This window comes from Chitinophaga sedimenti (assembly GCF_023156195.1).
GTDB classification, from domain to species: domain Bacteria; phylum Bacteroidota; class Bacteroidia; order Chitinophagales; family Chitinophagaceae; genus Chitinophaga; species Chitinophaga sedimenti.
On sequence record NZ_JAKUKA010000001.1, the window covers coordinates 2,937,444 to 2,955,357 of the forward strand.

General features: G+C 43.2%; 21 protein-coding genes, 1 tRNA gene and 1 pseudogene. 11 read left to right on the forward strand and 12 right to left on the reverse strand.

Annotated elements, in window-relative coordinates; translation table 11 throughout:
- Nucleotides 1-296: 296 nt before the first annotated feature.
- The gene (locus MKQ70_RS16640) at nucleotides 297-4,604 is read right to left on the reverse strand and encodes an SMEK domain-containing protein (RefSeq protein WP_248072620.1); all 4,308 of its coding nucleotides are present in this window, start codon (nucleotides 4,602-4,604) and stop codon (nucleotides 297-299) included.
- A gap of 909 nt (nucleotides 4,605-5,513) precedes the next feature.
- Between MKQ70_RS16640 and MKQ70_RS16645 the strand changes: the two genes are divergently transcribed.
- The 4 genes from MKQ70_RS16645 (at nucleotide 5,514) to MKQ70_RS16660 (ending at nucleotide 9,007) form a co-directional block, all read left to right on the forward strand.
- A complete protein-coding gene (locus MKQ70_RS16645) occupies nucleotides 5,514-6,602 on the forward strand; it encodes a hypothetical protein (protein WP_248072621.1) in 1,089 nt (362 codons plus the stop codon).
- A gap of 6 nt (nucleotides 6,603-6,608) precedes the next feature.
- Nucleotides 6,609-7,223, forward strand: coding sequence for a hypothetical protein (locus tag MKQ70_RS16650; protein ID WP_248072622.1), 615 nt, complete (start codon nucleotides 6,609-6,611; stop codon nucleotides 7,221-7,223).
- 151 nt (nucleotides 7,224-7,374) lie between these two features.
- Nucleotides 7,375-8,187, forward strand: a complete 813-nt coding sequence (locus MKQ70_RS16655) for a molybdopterin-binding domain-containing protein (protein WP_248072623.1) — start codon at nucleotides 7,375-7,377, stop codon at nucleotides 8,185-8,187.
- Nucleotides 8,108-9,007 (forward strand): hypothetical protein, encoded by a 900-nt coding sequence (locus MKQ70_RS16660; RefSeq protein WP_248072624.1) that lies wholly within the window; start codon nucleotides 8,108-8,110, stop codon nucleotides 9,005-9,007. Before MKQ70_RS16655 ends, MKQ70_RS16660 begins: the two co-directional genes overlap by 80 nt.
- Before the next feature lie 339 nt (nucleotides 9,008-9,346).
- Here MKQ70_RS16660 and MKQ70_RS16665 read toward each other — a convergent pair whose 3' ends face one another.
- The 6 genes from MKQ70_RS16665 to MKQ70_RS16685 form a co-directional block, all read right to left on the reverse strand.
- Complete coding sequence (locus MKQ70_RS16665) at nucleotides 9,347-10,054, reverse strand: HipA domain-containing protein (RefSeq protein WP_248072625.1); 708 nt, start codon at nucleotides 10,052-10,054, stop codon at nucleotides 9,347-9,349.
- Nucleotides 10,051-10,266, reverse strand: a complete 216-nt coding sequence (locus MKQ70_RS16670) for a hypothetical protein (RefSeq protein WP_248072627.1) — start codon at nucleotides 10,264-10,266, stop codon at nucleotides 10,051-10,053. Before MKQ70_RS16670 ends, MKQ70_RS16665 begins: the two co-directional genes overlap by 4 nt.
- A gap of 113 nt (nucleotides 10,267-10,379) precedes the next feature.
- The gene (locus MKQ70_RS42310; RefSeq protein ID WP_372490120.1) at nucleotides 10,380-10,550 is read right to left on the reverse strand and encodes a HipA N-terminal domain-containing protein; all 171 of its coding nucleotides are present in this window, start codon (nucleotides 10,548-10,550) and stop codon (nucleotides 10,380-10,382) included.
- On the reverse strand, nucleotides 10,547-10,699 hold the full coding sequence (locus MKQ70_RS16675) for a hypothetical protein (protein WP_248072628.1): 153 nt from the start codon (nucleotides 10,697-10,699) through the stop codon (nucleotides 10,547-10,549). The genes MKQ70_RS42310 and MKQ70_RS16675 overlap by 4 nt, the downstream gene beginning before the upstream one ends.
- Complete coding sequence (locus MKQ70_RS16680; protein WP_248072629.1) at nucleotides 10,696-10,905, reverse strand: hypothetical protein; 210 nt, start codon at nucleotides 10,903-10,905, stop codon at nucleotides 10,696-10,698. Before MKQ70_RS16680 ends, MKQ70_RS16675 begins: the two co-directional genes overlap by 4 nt.
- A gap of 161 nt (nucleotides 10,906-11,066) precedes the next feature.
- The gene (locus tag MKQ70_RS16685; RefSeq protein WP_248072630.1) at nucleotides 11,067-11,249 is read right to left on the reverse strand and encodes a hypothetical protein; all 183 of its coding nucleotides are present in this window, start codon (nucleotides 11,247-11,249) and stop codon (nucleotides 11,067-11,069) included.
- A 484-nt stretch (nucleotides 11,250-11,733) separates the two neighbouring features.
- On the opposite strand from MKQ70_RS16685, the gene MKQ70_RS16690 reads away from it, so the two are divergent.
- The 7 genes and pseudogenes from MKQ70_RS16690 to MKQ70_RS16720 all read left to right on the forward strand — a co-directional run.
- Nucleotides 11,734-11,991 (forward strand): hypothetical protein, encoded by a 258-nt coding sequence (locus tag MKQ70_RS16690; RefSeq protein ID WP_248072631.1) that lies wholly within the window; start codon nucleotides 11,734-11,736, stop codon nucleotides 11,989-11,991.
- Between the two features lie 78 nt (nucleotides 11,992-12,069).
- Nucleotides 12,070-12,486 (forward strand): hypothetical protein, encoded by a 417-nt coding sequence (locus tag MKQ70_RS16695; protein WP_248072633.1) that lies wholly within the window; start codon nucleotides 12,070-12,072, stop codon nucleotides 12,484-12,486.
- 92 nt (nucleotides 12,487-12,578) lie between these two features.
- The gene (locus tag MKQ70_RS16700) at nucleotides 12,579-13,037 is read left to right on the forward strand and encodes a recombinase family protein (protein ID WP_248081423.1); all 459 of its coding nucleotides are present in this window, start codon (nucleotides 12,579-12,581) and stop codon (nucleotides 13,035-13,037) included.
- 2 nt (nucleotides 13,038-13,039) lie between these two features.
- Entirely contained in the window at nucleotides 13,040-13,258 is a 219-nt protein-coding gene (locus tag MKQ70_RS16705) for a hypothetical protein (protein ID WP_248072636.1), read from the forward strand.
- The gene (locus MKQ70_RS16710) at nucleotides 13,224-13,595 is read left to right on the forward strand and encodes a helix-turn-helix domain-containing protein (RefSeq protein ID WP_248072638.1); all 372 of its coding nucleotides are present in this window, start codon (nucleotides 13,224-13,226) and stop codon (nucleotides 13,593-13,595) included. The genes MKQ70_RS16705 and MKQ70_RS16710 overlap by 35 nt, the downstream gene beginning before the upstream one ends.
- Entirely contained in the window at nucleotides 13,592-14,260 is a 669-nt protein-coding gene (locus MKQ70_RS16715; RefSeq protein WP_248072640.1) for a recombinase family protein, read from the forward strand. Before MKQ70_RS16710 ends, MKQ70_RS16715 begins: the two co-directional genes overlap by 4 nt.
- A gap of 26 nt (nucleotides 14,261-14,286) precedes the next feature.
- Nucleotides 14,287-14,580: pseudogene (locus tag MKQ70_RS16720) on the forward strand (recombinase zinc beta ribbon domain-containing protein); the annotation flags it as partial.
- Nucleotides 14,581-15,157: 577 nt separating this feature from the next.
- Here MKQ70_RS16720 and MKQ70_RS16725 read toward each other — a convergent pair.
- From MKQ70_RS16725 to MKQ70_RS16745, 5 genes are all read right to left on the reverse strand, one after another.
- Nucleotides 15,158-15,241: transfer RNA gene (locus MKQ70_RS16725), tRNA-Leu, on the reverse strand.
- Between the two features lie 159 nt (nucleotides 15,242-15,400).
- Nucleotides 15,401-16,246 (reverse strand): sugar phosphate isomerase/epimerase family protein, encoded by an 846-nt coding sequence (locus tag MKQ70_RS16730; RefSeq protein ID WP_248072642.1) that lies wholly within the window; start codon nucleotides 16,244-16,246, stop codon nucleotides 15,401-15,403.
- Nucleotides 16,247-16,567: 321 nt separating this feature from the next.
- Complete coding sequence (locus MKQ70_RS16735; RefSeq protein WP_248072643.1) at nucleotides 16,568-16,990, reverse strand: sigma-70 family RNA polymerase sigma factor family protein; 423 nt, start codon at nucleotides 16,988-16,990, stop codon at nucleotides 16,568-16,570.
- Complete coding sequence (locus tag MKQ70_RS16740; protein WP_248072644.1) at nucleotides 16,974-17,402, reverse strand: sigma factor; 429 nt, start codon at nucleotides 17,400-17,402, stop codon at nucleotides 16,974-16,976. The genes MKQ70_RS16735 and MKQ70_RS16740 overlap by 17 nt, the downstream gene beginning before the upstream one ends.
- Nucleotides 17,399-17,863, reverse strand: a complete 465-nt coding sequence (locus tag MKQ70_RS16745; protein ID WP_248072645.1) for a carboxymuconolactone decarboxylase family protein — start codon at nucleotides 17,861-17,863, stop codon at nucleotides 17,399-17,401. Before MKQ70_RS16745 ends, MKQ70_RS16740 begins: the two co-directional genes overlap by 4 nt.
- Between the last annotated feature and the right edge of the window lie 51 nt (nucleotides 17,864-17,914).

The following is a 17,914-nucleotide window of genomic DNA, read 5'->3' on the forward strand; positions in this document are numbered from 1 at the left end:
TGTCCGGAATTTACAAAAGCTTTAGAAGACTTCCTTCAACTTCCAGGTTACCTCTAATGCCTCTAACCAGCCGGCGTTTGCAAAATGATCCAAAATGGATAGTAACCGGTTAAAATTGTGTTTATCTTTTAATAAGGCCTTATAATCCGCTAGTATCATCTCTACCAATTTCGTTGATTCCTGCATAGTTATTTGATCATATGTAAAATTGTTTTCTGCCGCACAGGCTACAGTATCAGCTGCTAATCCGAGTATGTAGACAGGGGCGGCAGGAAGCAGGAAATTTAGCAGTTGCATTAGGTAAAAGCCTGAATGCGCAACCATAAATCCGTTCTTAATTTTTTTGACTCTGAAAGAATCAGATCTAATAACGATTTGATTTGGGCCAGATAGGCTCTTTTTAGTTTTAAGATTGTCTGCTTAGATTTATTATTTTCCTCCTTTTCAACTTTAAAGAATAGCTGCTGAATGCACATATCTATGGTATGTAAAGGCGCCGAAATAGCTGGATCATCTAATTCGAGCATTTGGATGATCTTAAATTGCATGCCGATTAGTTCTTCAACTAATCCATACAACTCAGCTTCGCTTAATCTACCCATCATAACAGCTTTTTTCTTGTTTTTTGAATCAAGAATACCAAAGCACTGCAATATAAACTCTCTGCAGAAAGCCTCATTATCCGCATTTTTTACAGCGAGTTCCCATGCACGGCTAACGTTATGATTCAAGATAACCTCTAACAATAAATGAACAAACATGTTTTCCAAGGCATTGCTCACCTTATTGTCGTGTAACCGATGGCTTACAGACCAAAGTGCGTTGACCACTTTTACAGTGTCCTTCGCAATAATGTCCTTAAAAAACATGGAGTGCATAATTTCATGCAAACAATGTCCATCAGTCTCGGTTAAAAGCCTGCCCTCTATTGTTGACCAGTATTCTTTATGGCCGTTAGTATAGAAATAGGGAAGTGTTCGCAATGCCAGATAACGCACCCGTTGAGTATTGTCTTGCATCAACAATATTAACTTCCCAGCTATTGCTGGCTTTTTCGTTTCATACAATCGGCCTGCCAAGATACTCGTCGAATAGGTACGTGGGCTTGGGGAAAAAGCTCCAATTTGATTAGTCAATTCTCCGACTTCATTATCGCTGTAATACCGGGCCTCATCAATTAGTTCAAATGCTACTTCTTCAGCCCATAATTTCAAACTCTCTGGAACATTTTTATTTTTTTCCAAAACTGTTCTCAAATAACGGCTAATCTCGTTATCGCAGGCCTCCCTTAATCTCTCCGGAAACGACTCGGACCGAAGTTCGTATAGACGCTTCACAGGCTTCAAATATGGCTTGTAATCTTTCGGAATTGGCTTGGGCCTGTTTTGAATATTTGAATGACTATCATTAAACTCCTCAATTTCTTTTATAAGGTTATAAGCTTCATGCTCTGCGACAATTTCATCCCGAATATTCAGTCTTTGTTTCTCCTCAGCAATGGAGCGCTGAAAGGAGATCGAACTTTCCATTCGACCGGACTCTTCCTTAGTGATTTTACCTGTCATTTTTAGGTGTTGAATGCTCTGTTCTAACACCAATTCCCCTTCCGGTATGTTGCTAAAAAGTACTCCCTTTAGTCTGTTCATAGATGACTCATCGTAGTATTCCAGCATAGGTAACGAGAAAATCATCGTCTCGATGTGATATTTCTGTTCAAATGTAAAAAGACTCCAAGAGCTATTGAGTAGTTTATAAATTTCTTCCCTCGATTTAGATGATGAGTAAATTCCTTTATTGCTCAGAATTAGTGCGGAAAGGGTCGGATTAACCTCTGGCCGCTTTTGCAAAAAATTAAGCAATCGAGTCCATAACATTCTGGAACGTGCATTCTGCATATAAACATCCAGTAGTTCATTAACTACCGTCAATTCTTTTTCATCGACTAAGCGGTGCAAATATTTTGTAATGCTATTGATGTGAGAAAGTGGGCCGTGCCTTTTCTCTAGTTTATAGTCATAAACACTTCCATCTTCAACAATCTGAGCGTTTAAACCATTGATACCAAGGGTCTCAGAAAGCGGCGCTCTCCAATACGTTTTCCTCTCCAATAGGAAATTGTCTACAATTTGGAGGCCGAAAATGATCGACTCTTTCGGATTTAGCTCTAATAGATGCTCAAATTTAGCCTCTAGTCTATGATGTACAACATGGAAATCCTGCTTACGATTACTCTTCAATGATAGTACCGCACTATTACCGAGGTATGTTTCCTTATCACTTATTTCGATGTGGTCATAGAGAGTTTTATACACGGTAAATGAAAAAGCCAAGTCATATTTGGCAATAGTAACAATTTCATCGGCCAGTATGGAAAAAAGATAAATGTTAAAGTCAGGGACCTTTAATTGATTCAGCAGACGAATGAGAAGGTTTTTAGGCTTGGGAATCATATTTAAGCAGCTGACATAGTTACGCAGTGCCCAATGCTGTCCATTCCCTTCAATACGCATTTTTAGCGCAGGAATACCCAATGCGGTTAAAAAATATTCAAGATAGTTATAGCTGATTTGCCCAAGTAGTATAAGCCGCTTTCTATCCGCCGAGTATTGTTTTATGGATTTTTCTGTCAGAAAGCCTAACTCCCAGATACTTGCAGGGGTGATTTCTTTAGAGAGTGATAAGAAAAGTTGGATATCTTTGAATTGTATGCTGTTAGGTCGAATGAATCTAATTGCTTCGAGAATTTTTCGAAAAACAGACGACTTTTCTTCATCATCTATGAGATTATCGAGCGGTTCAAAGTCTGTTACAGAATTAAAGTTGTCAGCTAGCACGTAGTTTAGTATGGTCTGGTGAAACAGTCGAAAAAGTGGCTCGGCAATCATCCTCAATTTCAGATAATGTTGCCAGAAATTCTCGCGATCATAGTTCCATAGCATGCTATAAAAAAAAATATAGCTCGATCTGAATAAAAATGGTTGACGTTCATTCGCCTTTAAATGATTGATCATTTCATCAATATCATTCGGTAACGCATACTTAAAAAGTCCGTATTCAAGGAGTATATTATGTGCAAATGCAATGTTTTCACGTGTATAAGATGTTTCGGCTATAAGTCCATCACTCAATAAACCTTCATATGCAGTAATATTCTGCTCAGTGAGTACGTTTGATTTTCTGCAACTTAAATTTTCCGTAGTACATAGTAAGGAGGTCAGCTTGCGCAGAAATAGGTCCTTAGCTGTGTCTTGGCTTACCCGTTTGTTCCAGTAAAGGGTAAGCAACTGTTCTTCGGTGCGAATATGAAGCTGCTCTTTATTAGGCACAACCTGTGTGAAAAGACTGAGGAAATAGGGTATTTTTAGAATGTTCTTTAACGACGCATTGGCATGAAGAACAGAGTTTTTCAAGGTTTTATGAGGCTGTATAGCTTCTTGCAGTTCATTGTCTGTTAGGCCTGGGATTTCGATAAAGCGGCAGCCAATAGCATTTGCTGTAGCATTTTTCGGGAATAATTCCGCTAAGCGATGCGATTTTAGAGCATCATAAGAACGTGTACTGACCACAACGTGCCAGCTTGGCCCCAAACTTGCAATCGCTATCTTGATATGGCCAAGCATGTTGCCTTTAAACTCTTCATCTTTCGCTGTATCAAAAGCATCAAAAATCAAAAGTGACTTTCCAGTCGTACAAGGGACGCTTTTAAGGGCTTCTAGCCAGTTTGACGTCGTTCCTAATTCAAAAGATAACTCTTCTGAAGTGCCTTTTATCATTTCGTTGATCCTTATCACAAAACAAGCAATTCCTAACTGCTGATATTTTCGTTGCAGCTCCGTTATTGTAAAACTCTTTCCATAACCAGGACCACCTGTAATTAAGCCGCTGTCTTGTTGTGTGAATTCAAAAAGTTGATTCGTCAACGACTTCCGATCAATATAAAACTGATTTTTAGATATAGGTTTAAGTATCTGTTGCGGTGATATAACAAATTTAGTCTTTCCGACGATGGATGTAAAATGTGAGTTCAGTTCCTGATCGAGTAGATCAAAAACGGGCATTAACAATTTTGCAGATTTCTTCCTGTAATAAATGGCTTCGATCAATTTAGTAATATCCCAACCTTCATAGTTACTACCTCCAATTACCTTTCGTTCAAGGATTTTCGTATCAACTTTTTGAGCAATAAAGAATAAATAGAAATTCCGGTATTTTATATCTGAACCTTGCTTTGTTAAAGTTTTGACTGCTTTGTTGTACTTTGTTCGATGAGTTTTGTTTGAAGTAATCTGAACAAAAATTTCATTGCCTTCATTCCAGAGATCAAAGGTTTCCTGATTTATTTTCTTTTGATTGACATTTTCAAGATTCCAGGGGAATATCAAATTTAGCAATTCGCAGAAAAAATTTTCTGCATGAATAGCGTCGTTATGTAGATGCAACGAATTTGCGCTTTCAATATCGTCAGCCAGCCTAAATAGTAAGGTCTTTATTTTGGAAAATAACGCGGTCGAGTTCATTGCTAAAATTAAATTAATTGATCTGTTTAAACAAATGGGGCGCATCCGATAATCATTGTGATCTTGAATATTTTTACGAGTTGCCAAAAATACTGTTTAAAGGGGATCGCTCGGCAGGTATAATATTTAATATTATTAATAATCAGCTATATATATTGATCACTGTTGAATTATAAGGAAAAAAACATTTTAAATGGAGCGGGCTTTATTCGATTGTACCCAATAGCGGAGTTTCTTGCCCCAAATTTGTTCGATTATAAGTACGTTAGATTACATTACGCAGTCAGTTTCAGAGATAGGAGAACAGCCGCCGCTAAGGAGTTTGACAGATTAACAAGAAAAAGATAGCGCGAAGAGCATATACTCTAGTGCGTTAACTTACCGGTAGGCCCGTAGTTAATATTATATAAGTATGCAAATTTTTGAATATATTCAAACGAACTTTTGTGTTGAAGTGGCTGATGGGTGATATATTCTCAATGAGGAAGTTAAGACCAATCGACTAGTAGACACTTCTGTTTTAAGACATTATTTAGCAAGCGGCAGGAAAAGTATGGAAACAGTGTTTTATAACAAGGAGTATAATAGCAGCGGCGTTAACAACAGATAGTCACTGACAATTTTAAAATGGATGCTCAATTAAAGGTAGTATAACGATCGATGCTACCTTTATACATCATCGTCAACTAGCTAAATGCCAGCTTAACGTAAAGCACATCTGTGTTCCGATAGGTACTGACGAGTTTTACCTATTTGTTTGTTTTTCAAGATCGTGACGGCTTCCTCGGTATTCCCTACGGCCAACCGTTATCGCCAGGCAATTCCATAATGTGCCGATTTAATTGTATATTATTGCGCTGTTAGCAATCTCTAACTAAATGATTTCGCAAATATGTAACCAATGAAACAACGCATTACTATCCCCCAAAGCATTGACAATTCGAATATTCAGACTTTATCACTCGACTTAACCAGCGCCAAGCATGAAATAGATTTATGCATTCCTATGAAAATAACATACCGGGGATTTGGGGTAATGCCTTCTTTGTACCTGCTGGTGTTCACTGGCTACGGAACAATAAAGGCGCTGTGGTCTTAATAGGCGAAACTCTAAATGAGAAGAATTTAGAAGAGTTTGTCAAAAGCTACTGGGGCTATGTGGTCATCATAACAGTATGGAAAACACACGAGATTATCAATTCAGAGGGTGAATCGATGAAAAAACGTCTACGGAAATATACGCCCAATATGCGAGACCGCATTGATTTGCTACAAGGGTTACCGAACAGCGAAGTGGTTATCCCGAATTTTGACCATTATTCCAAGGAATTGGGGCTTTCCCATTGGTTTTACTTCAGAGATTTCGAATTTGCCCTAAGCCCATCTGAATTAGATCAGACTACATACCGTATTATGACTGAATTAGGGCGAATTTATACTAGTAGCCTGAAGTTATCTGTAAAAGAGGACTTTGAAACCATCACCCGCATCATTTGGGAATTGATGGCCAATACCAATGAACACGCAACAAAAGATCACCTTAACGAAGCTACTTTAGCCCCTAATACTCGCGGCCTTTACTTTAAAATACACGAAAGTAATAAAATAAATCTGGTGACAAACGCAAGTGATGAACCGGGTCTTCAACACTACTACGAGAGCGCTTTGCAAGAGGGAGAGAACAAGATTCGGATCCTTGAAATTTCCGTATTCGATAGTGGCCCCGGACTTGTCAAGCGATTTCTCGGAAGGGCATGGAAAGAACACGCAGACCTGACAGAAGATGTCACTACAGTGAAACAATGTCTTATTCGCGGTCAGAGTTCAGTTAAAGGACCAGATAGCATGAAAAAGGGATATGGCCTGGACGATGTTCTGCAACTCTTAGACAAAAAACAAGGGTTTCTCAAAATCCGGACTGGCAGAATCAGCCTGTATCGTAATCTAATTGCCGCCCCGTATGTCGCGACGAAATTCCCGCAAGAGGTTGAACTATGTGATACACAAACCCAAAGTGCAAATAATTTCACGGAATATCCCTGGATGGAAGGTACACAAATCACCATGGCTTACCCATTAACCTAACGCGTTATGAAGACTTGCTTCCTGTACAACTACTATAAAACGGTGTATGTTACTCAAAGAGGCGCACAACGCCAGAATCACCTAGTCGCGTTCTTTGCGTATAAAAAAGTGCTGAATAGCAAAGAGACCATTCAATTTCAATTTCGGAATTACTTTTTTTCCAATACCCTTCCTGATAAACTCATCATATTCTGCCTTGACCACAATAAGGCAGACGTCGTAGAGCTTTTCAAAACGGGTTCTACAATATTTGACTATATTCCTAAATTCCGGCACGACGAAGAAAACGGAAATATTGTTATTGTCTCTCTCGGGTTGACTGGCACTTTTAATGCCGAACTAGGAAATCTTACTGAGCCGGAAATACGGGAAATTTACAATCGAGGCATGACTAAAATATTCGTAGATAATGGTGGGCTTATTGTATCCCGTTCTGCGCATCATTTTGTTTTCCCCTCGGGCAAGCACTGTGACCGTTTTTTACGGACAGGCAATGTATTGCTACATGGTGCCCAAATTACGTTTTTAGCCTCGGCGCTGCTGCTCCATTTCAAAAATAGGGCGATTCAGTACATTTTTGTGATACGTCTTCCATCAATTCCCTGGCCTATGCTTATGTAAATCTCCGCCACGAACTGGGAGACTTATATGCACACTCAATTCACATCGAAAGTTTTGGCTCTTACAGCATGTTTGAAAAAATGCGTTTCAAGGCCCAGCGGAAAGCATTTATCTCATTTCGTCGTCGACCTCGGGCAGTATCCTCAAACGGATGACTGCAGAAAATAAAAGCAAAGCCATTCACTTGAACGATATTGCTGTGATTTATGGATTAGGGGTGGAAGCAGCCTTTAAGTCACAGGTTATTTGCGACCTAAACCAAGAATCGTCGACCAATCCGGAAGGGCTTGCCAAATTCGTATCTTACAACGTCAAAACCAGTGGAGACAAATGTGCGCTGTGCGAGGATAAATCTGTTCCCATTACCGTGGAAGGCGATGTGTTTCTACTTGAAAAACCTGCTGTATCTACCTATCTAATAAAAAGAGCAGATTTGCCTGTTTACATAAAGAATTTTATAGGTTTTTACCGAACACAAAAGAATCAAAAAGCCTTTTTACGGGCCCACTACAAGGAAAACGCAAATTTCGCACGCAAATATGAACTCTTTATTGATATCGAGTCATTACTAGATAGCTGGCTACAGACACCGGCAGGCGATCTTAAAACTCACAAAGTCGCGTACCAGAAACTGGAAAAGTCTATCGTACGTAGCTTTCCGGCATCTCTTAAATACATCATTACGCTGTCGGATACAGCTTCCCGGAGATTAGCGGAACTCATTGTCTCTGTCCTGGCAAGTCATGGTGCTGCTATAGATAATTCCTGCATTGTGCCCGATACAGACCTCAGTTTCATTGACCGGAATCAACCAGGTATGATTGCGGTAGTCAGCGCATCGGTCGTTACTGGCAGAAATCTACTCTTTCTGAGCCGCGCGCTACGTGAGTACGAAAAAGCCATCAGCGCCTTTTTTCAATTTCCTCAACCGTACCAACAAGAACGAGTTTTTCGAATTTCTTGAATCCAATCTTAGCCTCGGTGAAAACGGCGCAGGAACCTATCGTATTACCAATGTTGAAAAAATACACTGCTCATTAGAATCCACACAAACGCCGTGGCACACTGAAAAAGAGTTTCTCACCATACTCGAAGAATTTTGCGATGATGAAGAGGACTTTAAAACTACGCAAAAGTACTGCTCGGAACGTATTCAAATACTCAATGATTCTGGCAAACATCGCGGCCTTGACGATCAACTTTTCCATCCCGCGTTTGACAGAACCGCTCTAAAAATAAATAACGGATTTGCCTTTGCTCCCAATGAAAATTTTGCTCAAACTGCGGCTCAATCCGAAGTTTATTTCATCATTTCTTCAATCCTTAACGACCTTCGTAATAAGGAAACGTTACTTCAAAGCGAGTATGTGCGTAACCTATTGGATCCAGGAAATTTTGTACGCTATAACGACGGTATCATCCAAGCCTGTATCCTCCGCGCAGCCAAAGACTATGAACTCAAATTTCACCTATCTGATGAGCTGAGTTTGCAAATGAAATCCATCATTGGGGACATGATCCTACACCTAGAAGATCCACACTCGGAGGCGCTTATAGAATTTTTTTATGCCATCGCAATTAAAAAGCTCCGCCTGGTTGAAAGAGATCTGGAAGACTGTATAAAACTATTGGAAGAGCAACCGTCTTACTCAGAGGGTGATTCCATTCTAAAGGGCATGATAGCTTACATCCGAAAAAAGGTGTTGTCCAATCGGGACATCAAAGCGATCTTCAATGACTTGCCCAAAGTAAAAGTAGAAGGAGAGACGAGAGAAGAAATCTAGTGCTAGGCAGATGGAGGGCTGAGAAATACTGATTTGCAATGCAGTATCCCATCCTGATCTTTGGGGGATTCAATGCGTAAAAATCACCTTTAAGTGATCCATAAAACCTTTATCGTCTGTTTCTTGTTAATTACCTCTTTAGTTGTCAGATTCTCATTTCCAGCACATGGGTATCGTTCGATTTATGGCTGGAAATTCGGTTTTCCTTCGCGGTAAAGTCCGGCTATTTAAAAATTATTTGAAATTGATTTGAAAAACATTGAAAATATTTGAAAACCATTTGGAATTCGCCGCTACCACATTCACTTTCCAATTAAAAAAATGACAATTTCGCCGTTTTTATCTCAATAAACATTGCTTAACGCTACCTGGCAAATCCTTTTTCCACATTTCCAGCTTCCTCTCATACGATACTTTGTACGTATACTTGCAATCGGGGGCCAGAAAGGAATTGTCAATGAAGAATCTAACTCGGGTATCAGCTGACGACAGCATTTGAACGAAAAGATCGTCCACAATTGCAGTAGGCAGCCCAATTCCTTTCCCAAACTCGAAAAATGCAGCCGGACGAAGGCAGCCCGAAGTGGTTCGAAACCTATTTTCGTTATCACCCTGGAACAAGGTAAATCCTTCGCGATTTTCCGGCGCATGTAAAGCCGTGCAGGACAGGTTGTAATACGGCGCGAGACAGTGATCCGACCGATAATCTTTAATAATCGAAAATGAAGACAGGTTAAGGTTGTTGTTGGAAAACAAGTAGTTGAACATTGCCAGTCGGAAGAACGAAATCGCGGCGGGATATGGCGCTGATACATTTTTCCTAATTAGTTGAGCAACATCGTAATAGTTTGATAAGGTCGGGCTTACCTGTTCCCAAGCATTAGACCGCCTGCGATCTAAAAGCTGGGAAAGGTTTTCGGTATGCAGCCGTTCCGTATCCGAAATAATGTCGAACCGGCGACACATATAGGCCAGATCATGTCCATTTAGTAAGACCAGGCAGTTTTCTACCGTCGGTATTTTGAAAATTCGATTCGCTATCATCATGGTAAGATGTTCATTAGCCCCGTCATCGCGCCGTGCAGACGGGGCGGATCATTTAGCGGAACTTTTAGTAGGAAAAGCCCCTGTTCGCCGCCGGTAGCCAGCGATAGCGCATCGTTCACCAGACTTAATGAAAGTTTCAGTTCCGACCCCGGCATAGAAAAAGTATTCAAGTGCATGGCCGCCATAGATCCCGGCCGCAGCTCCAGGGACAAGTCTAACGTCGGATTAACCTTTGTACCGTCGAAAACGGCTCTTCGGCAGTCGCTGCATATAAGCAAGCGTTTTGCCACTTTGTAACACGATAGGCAGTTGGTTGACATAGCTATTATCTTATAGTTAACGCTCCGGTGGTATCGCTCGAACATACCCGCAGCAAAAGTTGAAAATCATCATCCAGCGGAATTTTGAAGTGCGAACACTGGATCTCTCGCGTAATGCCGGTTGATAACAGGCCGCGAAAACAGGAGAATAAATTCGCTGAAAAATACTGCGTCAGTTTTTACTGAAACACAGTGAGATAGGCGGCAGCGAATCATCTACAAAGTAGGCAAGGTTATACGTGAAAATGTAACTGCCATCATAACATTGCTTCAAAACGCCCGCCTCGACACCGTTATAGTACACATTTACTTCTATCTCCATCATACCGGCTGTTTTACTTCGATAACGAACCTTAAACCAAGTATATCCGCAATTTTCATGAGTGTTCCTATACTCGCTTTTTCGCTTCCATTGAGCGCGGTACTGACGGTCTTAATATTTTTTGACGTTAGCAGGGCGAGGTGTTCCCTGGAGAGATCGAGGTATTCTTGCCGGGCGATGATGGCCCGCTGCATTTCCTTTATAGTCATAGATGATGGGTGTTACGCAATGAGCAATACGTCAGCGCCATCAGGAGTTCGCTGCTAATCTATGATAGCTAAATGATAGTGGGATTATCTTTTTGGGGATGTTCGAAGCGTTTCAATAATTTATCTACGCTTCCTTTTCATCTTGTTCTGCGTTAAGCATCTTAAAGAAGGTTAGGATCTACGCCTATCGCCTTCGCCAAATTCCTTATTTCTTTGATAGTTAATTGACTAGGGTCGACGCGTCGGCGTTTCATCGTTTCAAAATGAATTTCTGCGGCCGCGGTTGCGGCGGTGACGCCCATCGATTGAATAAGCTCCTGAAATGTTTCCACGTTCCCCTTCACCAGACCTTTTTTACGAGATCAAAGTTTTTGTCATTATCGTTCATGATTGTAATATAATCATTTTTATTCCTATAACGCTGGTTTACAGAGTGAAAAGTTCTTATCGCGTAAATTTTATTCTGTTTTGTGAAATATTTATTCTGTTTTATGAAGTTTTATTCCTTATTTTTGGAAGGTCATTAGCCAAGGAGTTCTATAATATTTTATTAAGTAAAAAATTATCGACTTATGAAAAAAGAAAGTAGTTATTAATATTTTTGCGGCCTAACGGCCTTCGCTATAAGTATCTCGTGTCTCGAAAACTGGTAATTTTTGACATTACAAACGAGAGGCTAAAAAGTGAAGTGCCCACCAATAAACTTATTGCGTGGGCCCACTTGCCTGTTTGTAATGGGTATACCAGTACCTCGAGACAACGGTGAGTGCGGCCTGCGCTTTTTCCATTTTGCGCATGCTGTTTCTTAACCAACTCCAATCCCACACCATGAAGAGAAGCAAAACACGTGCGCATCCCCGCCCAACAACCAAAAACACACTTCAGGCAGTACATTTTGAAATGGCCGAACTTGGCCTCGACTTCCGAGACAAAGTAATATCCGCCCTCGGCTGGAGCCAGGCCACCTATTACCGCAAGCGCCGCGCAAAAGTTCAGGTTGCGCCTTCGGAACGGGAAAAGATACAAGCCGCTGCCATGGAAAGTATTAGCGAACTAAAGCGCCAGGTACGAAAGCTATTCATGTAAAAACATTGTGCTATGCGGAGGTATCTACTAATCTGCTGCTGTACACTTTCCTGCTGCAAAAAGCCCGAACAACCATCATTGCGCACCATCGGAGGAGAGTCAGGACGGTTGAACGGAACGTGGGAAATTATGTCCGTACGGCAAATTGCTATCAATCACCAATATGATACTGTTCAAGATTTTGATAAGATGGATTCCCCGTTTGTCCATGGCCCCGTTGAGAATATTGCTTTTTATGATAAGACATTTGATGTAGTTAGCTATTCGGGGTTGCTGCACGATATTATGTCATATGGCGGCAGTTACCGCACCAATCTTAGGTTGGATGTTGTTTATCTGCCATCGTATGATGTGAGAGGTGTTTTTTCTTACAGTACACCGTGGGATATAGATTTTCGCCCGGGCGTGATAATGGAGCTTACCAATGAAGCCTGGCATATCGATGATAAATATTTATACAAATCCATTTCGATTAGGATGTGTAAGATCATGTGACTGTTTTGATGTTCGATAGATTATGGTGGAATATGCGGCCGTTGATTCTTCTTCGGCCGCCATCTTCGCCCAACCTTGTTAAATCCTTGTTTATGTATACCTGTAATGCTGTTGTATACATTGTTGGCGCACCCGACTCTCAGGCGGATAACAAGCGTTTTTCGCTTGTTCGCGCCTGGAAACGACGATATGATATTCGGCAATATTGCAAAAAGAGAGGTTTAACGGCGGTGCGGTACTTCGCAGATCAATGTCGCGGAGCCACGATGGGACGACCAGGCTTTAGCCGGTTACTCGGTTTTGTGCAGGAAAGCACTGTAAACATCGACATAATACTGGTCTACTCATGGCAAGACCTCTTTTCCTCGGCCAGTGAGCTAACACAGATTTATGCTGAAATGGATCGACTAAATATTTATCCCGAAGCGGTAAAAAAACATGCGTTAGTAGCGTGGGTAAAGCACAAACAGGCAATGTTTGACAATGTGCAGCAGTTATCTGCAAAAGTGGGAAATGCCGTTTGCGGGAGTGGCTATATTGAGAAAAAGTAGATATGCAAGACGAAAAAGGAAGCGCCACTCCCAGCTTTACCGCACTTCGAGTAGCCTATAACGCTGCACGTTATGGTTATACCGACGAAGAGCTATTAATGATACATACTTTCCTCGAAAGTTTGTCGCAGTTGGATGCCGGGATCTTCCTGAGCAGTCGCAGCGATCATTGTAACACGACTAAATATGAATGTCGGCAAAAGCATAAAAAGGCTGCGTGAATTAAAGGATTTTTCTCAGGACCATATGGCCAAACAGCTGGGCATGAGCGTCACCGCCTATGGTAATATCGAGCGCAACCAGGTAAAAAACTTGCCAGTAACCAGGCTCGCGGAAATCGCGGCCGTCCTGGAAATTGATATTTGTGTCATTTTGAGGTTCGATGCAAAAACCGATTTGATAATAGGGGCGGCGGATAAAGAACGCCCGGCGGATCCTGCTTTAAATGCTGATGCGTTGTCGGAACTCCGCGTTGTGCTTACAGTGCAACGGAAGGCGAATGAAAAAATGCTGGAAGCCTTGAACCTCATCACTCTTTTACTAAAACAAAAAATATGAACAGACCTATGCCTATTGTAAACACCAGCGGCTCCTGCATTAAGCAGCGGGCCGCTTTTCTTTACCCCAGGGTAAGTACCGATGACCAGGCCGACGGCTACAGCCCCGCGCACCAGGAAGACGCCCTGCAAAAGTATTGTTTAAGAGAAAACATTCTTGTGAGAGACGTTTTCCACGAGGATTACTCCGCTAAAACCTTTGACCGGCCAGAGTTTAACAACATTCTCTCCATCGTCAAAAAGAACCGCGGCACCGTTGATCTGCTGCTGATTACGAAATGGGATAGGTTTTCCCGAAATTTCGCGGAAGCCTATCGGATGATAGGCGTGCTAAAAAAGCTGGGCGTCGAAGTTCAGGCCATAGAGCAGCCATTGGACATGGAGATTCCGGAAAGCAAAATCATGCTGGCCATCTACCTTACAGCACCGGAGGTCGAGAACGACCGGCGGGCACTGAATACTCTCCACGGCATGCGCCGGGCAAAGAAGGAAGGCCGGTATCTCGGTATCGCGCCCCGTGGTTATTTTAATGGCAGGGATGCTGCTAATAAACCGCTGCTTATTCCGAATAAAGATGCCGCAACGATTAAGTGGTGTTTTGAAGAAATGTCCAGGAGCTTTTCGACATACAGGCGTTATGGCGCATGGCTCGCCAGCGAGGATTGAAAGTGCAAAAGAGCCAATTCTGGAGCATGTTGCGCAATCCTATTTACTGCGGCAAAGTATTCGTGGCTGCTTATAAAACCGAACCAGCACATTGCGTGAGCGGCATCCATCAGCCCCTTATTACGGAACATCTTTTCAATGAGGTGCAGGATGTATTACAGGGGAGGCGCCGCAAAATCAGGGTTGACGCAAATTACCATATCACGGAAAGTCTTCCCTTGCGTGGCTTTCTTGTTTGCAGTCAATGCGGCCAGCCGCTTACAGGGAGTGGCTCAAAAGGAAATGGAGGGATTTATTACTATTACCATTGCGCTCCGGCGCGGAAGTGCAAGGAACGTTTCCGGGCATCGGACGCCAATGAGGCGTTCGTGAAATTGCTCCAAGGGATAGCCGTCAATTCGGACGTACTGCGCGCGTATGCGGCTATGGTGTATAAGAATCTGGAGAAAGGCCAGGTTAATGACAAAAACGAGCTATCTGCAATTGATGGTGATATACTCAAAATTGGCATTCGCCTTCAAAACGCCCGTAGCATCTTATTGGATGGCGAGTTATCGATGGCGGAGTATAGCCAGATCAAATTGGATTTGTTGCGAGAACAGGAGATACTTGCGGAGCGAAAGAATGCGCTTTTACAAAAGCCGAAAATCACAGAGGAGTTTTTGAGGGCAGGCGGGGACATACTTGCAAACATTGCCGTGCGCTTTAATAACGCCTCATCAGAAGATAAAAAGAGGATCATCAGTTCTATCTTTCCGGGAACGTTAATTTTTCAGGAAAAAAAAGTTCGAACCACGGAGCCGAATGTGTTGCTTGAGTTGATAAGCAGGACTGGTAAGGATTTGGACGGGTCTAAAAAGGAAAAGGTTGGAGATTTCTCCAACCTTTCCGCTAGTGTGCCCAGAACTGGATTCGAACCAGCACACCGTTGCCGGCGCTGCGACCTGAACACAGTGCGTCTACCAATTTCGCCATCTGGGCATCATTCCTTTGTGTCAGGGAGTGCAAAGGTAAATAGTTTGATATTATTTCCAAATTTTTGTGCTGATTTATTTTTCTGCAGCTGATGATCTGTTATTTTCTTCATCGCCTACTGAATAAAAAAAAGGGCATCCCATACAGAATGCCCTCATTATTTTATCATGCCATGACCGTACCGACCACACCACGGAAATAGCCCGCGGATTCTGCAATGCCGGGCAACGGATCACCCATGTCTTTCTCATATTCGATGGCGCAGATGCCCCGGTATTTTATCTTTTCGAGTGACTTGATCAGTCCCGGGAAGTCGATCACACCACGACCAATTTCCGTCGCTTTGCCATCTTTGGAACCTACCGTTACATCTTTGATATGCAGGTCGAAGATCTTGTCTTTGTACTCTCGGATCGCTTTCCCTGGCTCCTCTCCCGCCCTCATGGCGTGGCCGATGTCGATGCACAGGCCCATACGCGCATCGCGATTCTTTAACAGGCCGATTACATTGGCCGGACCAGGATACAGTTTATCCTCCGGGCCATGGTTATGAATCGCTATTTTGATATTGTATTCTTTTACTTTCTTCTCGGTGTAATCCAGCAACTCCGGATTCGGTACCCCCACGATCATTGGCACGCCTACCCGTTTCGCATAGGCAAATGCTTCGTCTACCTGCCTCTCCGATTTCATATAAATCACCCCTACCGCATACACGTTAATGCCGGCAGCAGCAAATTTTCCCTTCACCTCGGCAATCTTTTCGTCGGAAGCATTCAGGGGCAGATGGATATCTTTTACGGAAATATGTTTGATACCCACCCTTTTCATCATAGCGATGGCCTGGTCCAGGTCGAACTTAGCGAAAGTATAACCCGCCATACCAATGTTTACGGGTGTTTTTTCACCACCTTTTTTCGCCGGCGCCGCGGCTACGGACGCGAGGGGTGCTACTGCGGTAGCGGCCACGCCCAGGGCGGATTGCAATAGAAAATTTCTTCTTGAAGACATATGCTTTTTTATTTTGTTCATGAAAAGACCACAGCGGCGCTGTTCATAACGTGTTTGCCAATATCCCGCGCCAACGGATCAGCACTCCAATATGGCAAATTTCCGGGATTAATTCAATGATAATTACATAGGCGTTCGATTGCATAAACAAAAGGGGGTAATTTAACATCAACCTAAGAAAGGGTAATATACTATTGAAAATGCCCCCAAAAAGCACCTTTGGTACTTTCCAGGGGCATCTTTCCGGCAGGCTGTGACCGCCACGGAACCTACGCTGGACCATCACTGAACCATCACGGAACCATCCAACCAGGTAGTATACTATTTTATCACCATTTTCAATTTCTCCGGGTCCAGTACGGTTAGTATCTGCGCCACCCTTCCATCCACAATTTCGAGTACCTGGCAAACCTTGAGCTCCCCGTCCAGGTAATACAGCAAGGCCGGTTGATGGTTGATTACCGCATGCCGCTCCACATATTTGGACTGGAAAGTTTTGAATACGTATTGCAGGAGCCCCGCCACACGTTCGGCGCCCTCGCAATGACGCATAACCAGCTGAATACCCGGGCCGCCATCTGCGTAGAAGGCAATGTCGGCCGACAACAGGGCTTCCAGTCTGCCGGCATCGCCGCTACGGATTGCCTGTACATACTTTTCGATTAGCAGAAAGCCCTCATCGCGGCTCGCGGGTATACGCGGCTGGCGCGATCGCTCCAGTTTGGCTTTACCCCGGCTGAGCAATTTGCGCGACTGTTCTACCGTGAAGCCGAGTACTTCGGCAATCTCTTCGTGTGCGTAAGAAAAGGCTTCTTTCAGGATGAAAAACGGCGCGCTCCTTCGGGTTCAGCTGCTCCAGCAATACCAGCATGGAATAGGAAATGATGTCCTTCGAGTGCAGGGCGCTGTCCGCCTGCTCCGTGGCCACGGGTTCGGGCAGCCATACTTCCCCGGTGCTCAGCACTTTTCTTTTATTTTTCAGGTTGATGCTCTGATTGATCACGGACTTTACCAGGTAAGCCTTCTCATTTTCAATGCCGGCACGGTCAGAGGAAAGGTATCTGCCTAAAACATCCTGTATGGCGTCTTTTGCGTCTTCAGCGGAGCCCAGGATGTTGTAAGCGTAGGGGAATAACTCCTGTTGGTATTGTTTCATGATGCGGTTTTATATGCACCGGGCTGATACGTGCCTGCTTCGGTACGAAAGGTTTTGTTCAAACGGTTCCAGAGATTGGTCATACTCACGTACAATGCAAGGTCGGCGATTTCCGCCACTGAAAAAAACTGCTGAAGGCCCGCGTATAAGGCATCGTCGATTTCTTCAGCGCGGGTAATGGCCTCGGCGTAGGCCAGTGCAGCGCGTTCTTTTTCACTGTACCAGGGAAATTCGCGCCAGGCGGCGAGTCCGTACAGGCGGCCTGCTGTTTCGCCGTGTGCGGTTGCATCTTTATGCGCCATATCCGGGCAATATGCACAACCGTTGATCTGCGATACGCGGTAGTGCAGCAACTCCAGCAGCGCAGCATCTATGGTAGACTGTTTCAGGTAACCTGCCGTTTTCAGGAGGCCGTCCATATAGCCTTTGTTTGCTTGCTGAAAAGAAATTCTCGTTGTCATAATGTTCCGTTTTTAATTGGTTTACGGAATAATGACAGGCACCGGGAAGAA

Bases quoted from the DNA above. Each gene is read 5' to 3' on its own strand.
- MKQ70_RS16675 (WP_248072628.1), bottom strand. From the start codon at position 10,699: ATGATGGAGATAGAAGTAAATGTGTACTATAACGGTGTCGAGGCGGGC.
- MKQ70_RS16655 (WP_248072623.1), top strand. From the start codon at position 7,375: ATGACTGCAGAAAATAAAAGCAAAGCCATTCACTTGAACGATATTGCT.
- MKQ70_RS16740 (WP_248072644.1), bottom strand. From the start codon at position 17,402: ATGAAACAATACCAACAGGAGTTATTCCCCTACGCTTACAACATCCTG.
- MKQ70_RS16645 (WP_248072621.1), top strand. From the start codon at position 5,514: ATGCATTCCTATGAAAATAACATACCGGGGATTTGGGGTAATGCCTTC.
- MKQ70_RS16665 (WP_248072625.1), bottom strand. From the start codon at position 10,054: ATGATGATAGCGAATCGAATTTTCAAAATACCGACGGTAGAAAACTGC.
- MKQ70_RS16705 (WP_248072636.1), top strand. From the start codon at position 13,040: ATGCAAGACGAAAAAGGAAGCGCCACTCCCAGCTTTACCGCACTTCGA.
- MKQ70_RS16650 (WP_248072622.1), top strand. From the start codon at position 6,609: ATGAAGACTTGCTTCCTGTACAACTACTATAAAACGGTGTATGTTACT.
- MKQ70_RS16745 (WP_248072645.1), bottom strand. From the start codon at position 17,863: ATGACAACGAGAATTTCTTTTCAGCAAGCAAACAAAGGCTATATGGAC.
- MKQ70_RS16710 (WP_248072638.1), top strand. From the start codon at position 13,224: ATGAATGTCGGCAAAAGCATAAAAAGGCTGCGTGAATTAAAGGATTTT.
- MKQ70_RS16700 (WP_248081423.1), top strand. From the start codon at position 12,579: ATGTATACCTGTAATGCTGTTGTATACATTGTTGGCGCACCCGACTCT.
- MKQ70_RS16690 (WP_248072631.1), top strand. From the start codon at position 11,734: ATGAAGAGAAGCAAAACACGTGCGCATCCCCGCCCAACAACCAAAAAC.
- MKQ70_RS16680 (WP_248072629.1), bottom strand. From the start codon at position 10,905: ATGACTATAAAGGAAATGCAGCGGGCCATCATCGCCCGGCAAGAATAC.
- MKQ70_RS16715 (WP_248072640.1), top strand. From the start codon at position 13,592: ATGAACAGACCTATGCCTATTGTAAACACCAGCGGCTCCTGCATTAAG.
- MKQ70_RS16730 (WP_248072642.1), bottom strand. From the start codon at position 16,246: ATGTCTTCAAGAAGAAATTTTCTATTGCAATCCGCCCTGGGCGTGGCC.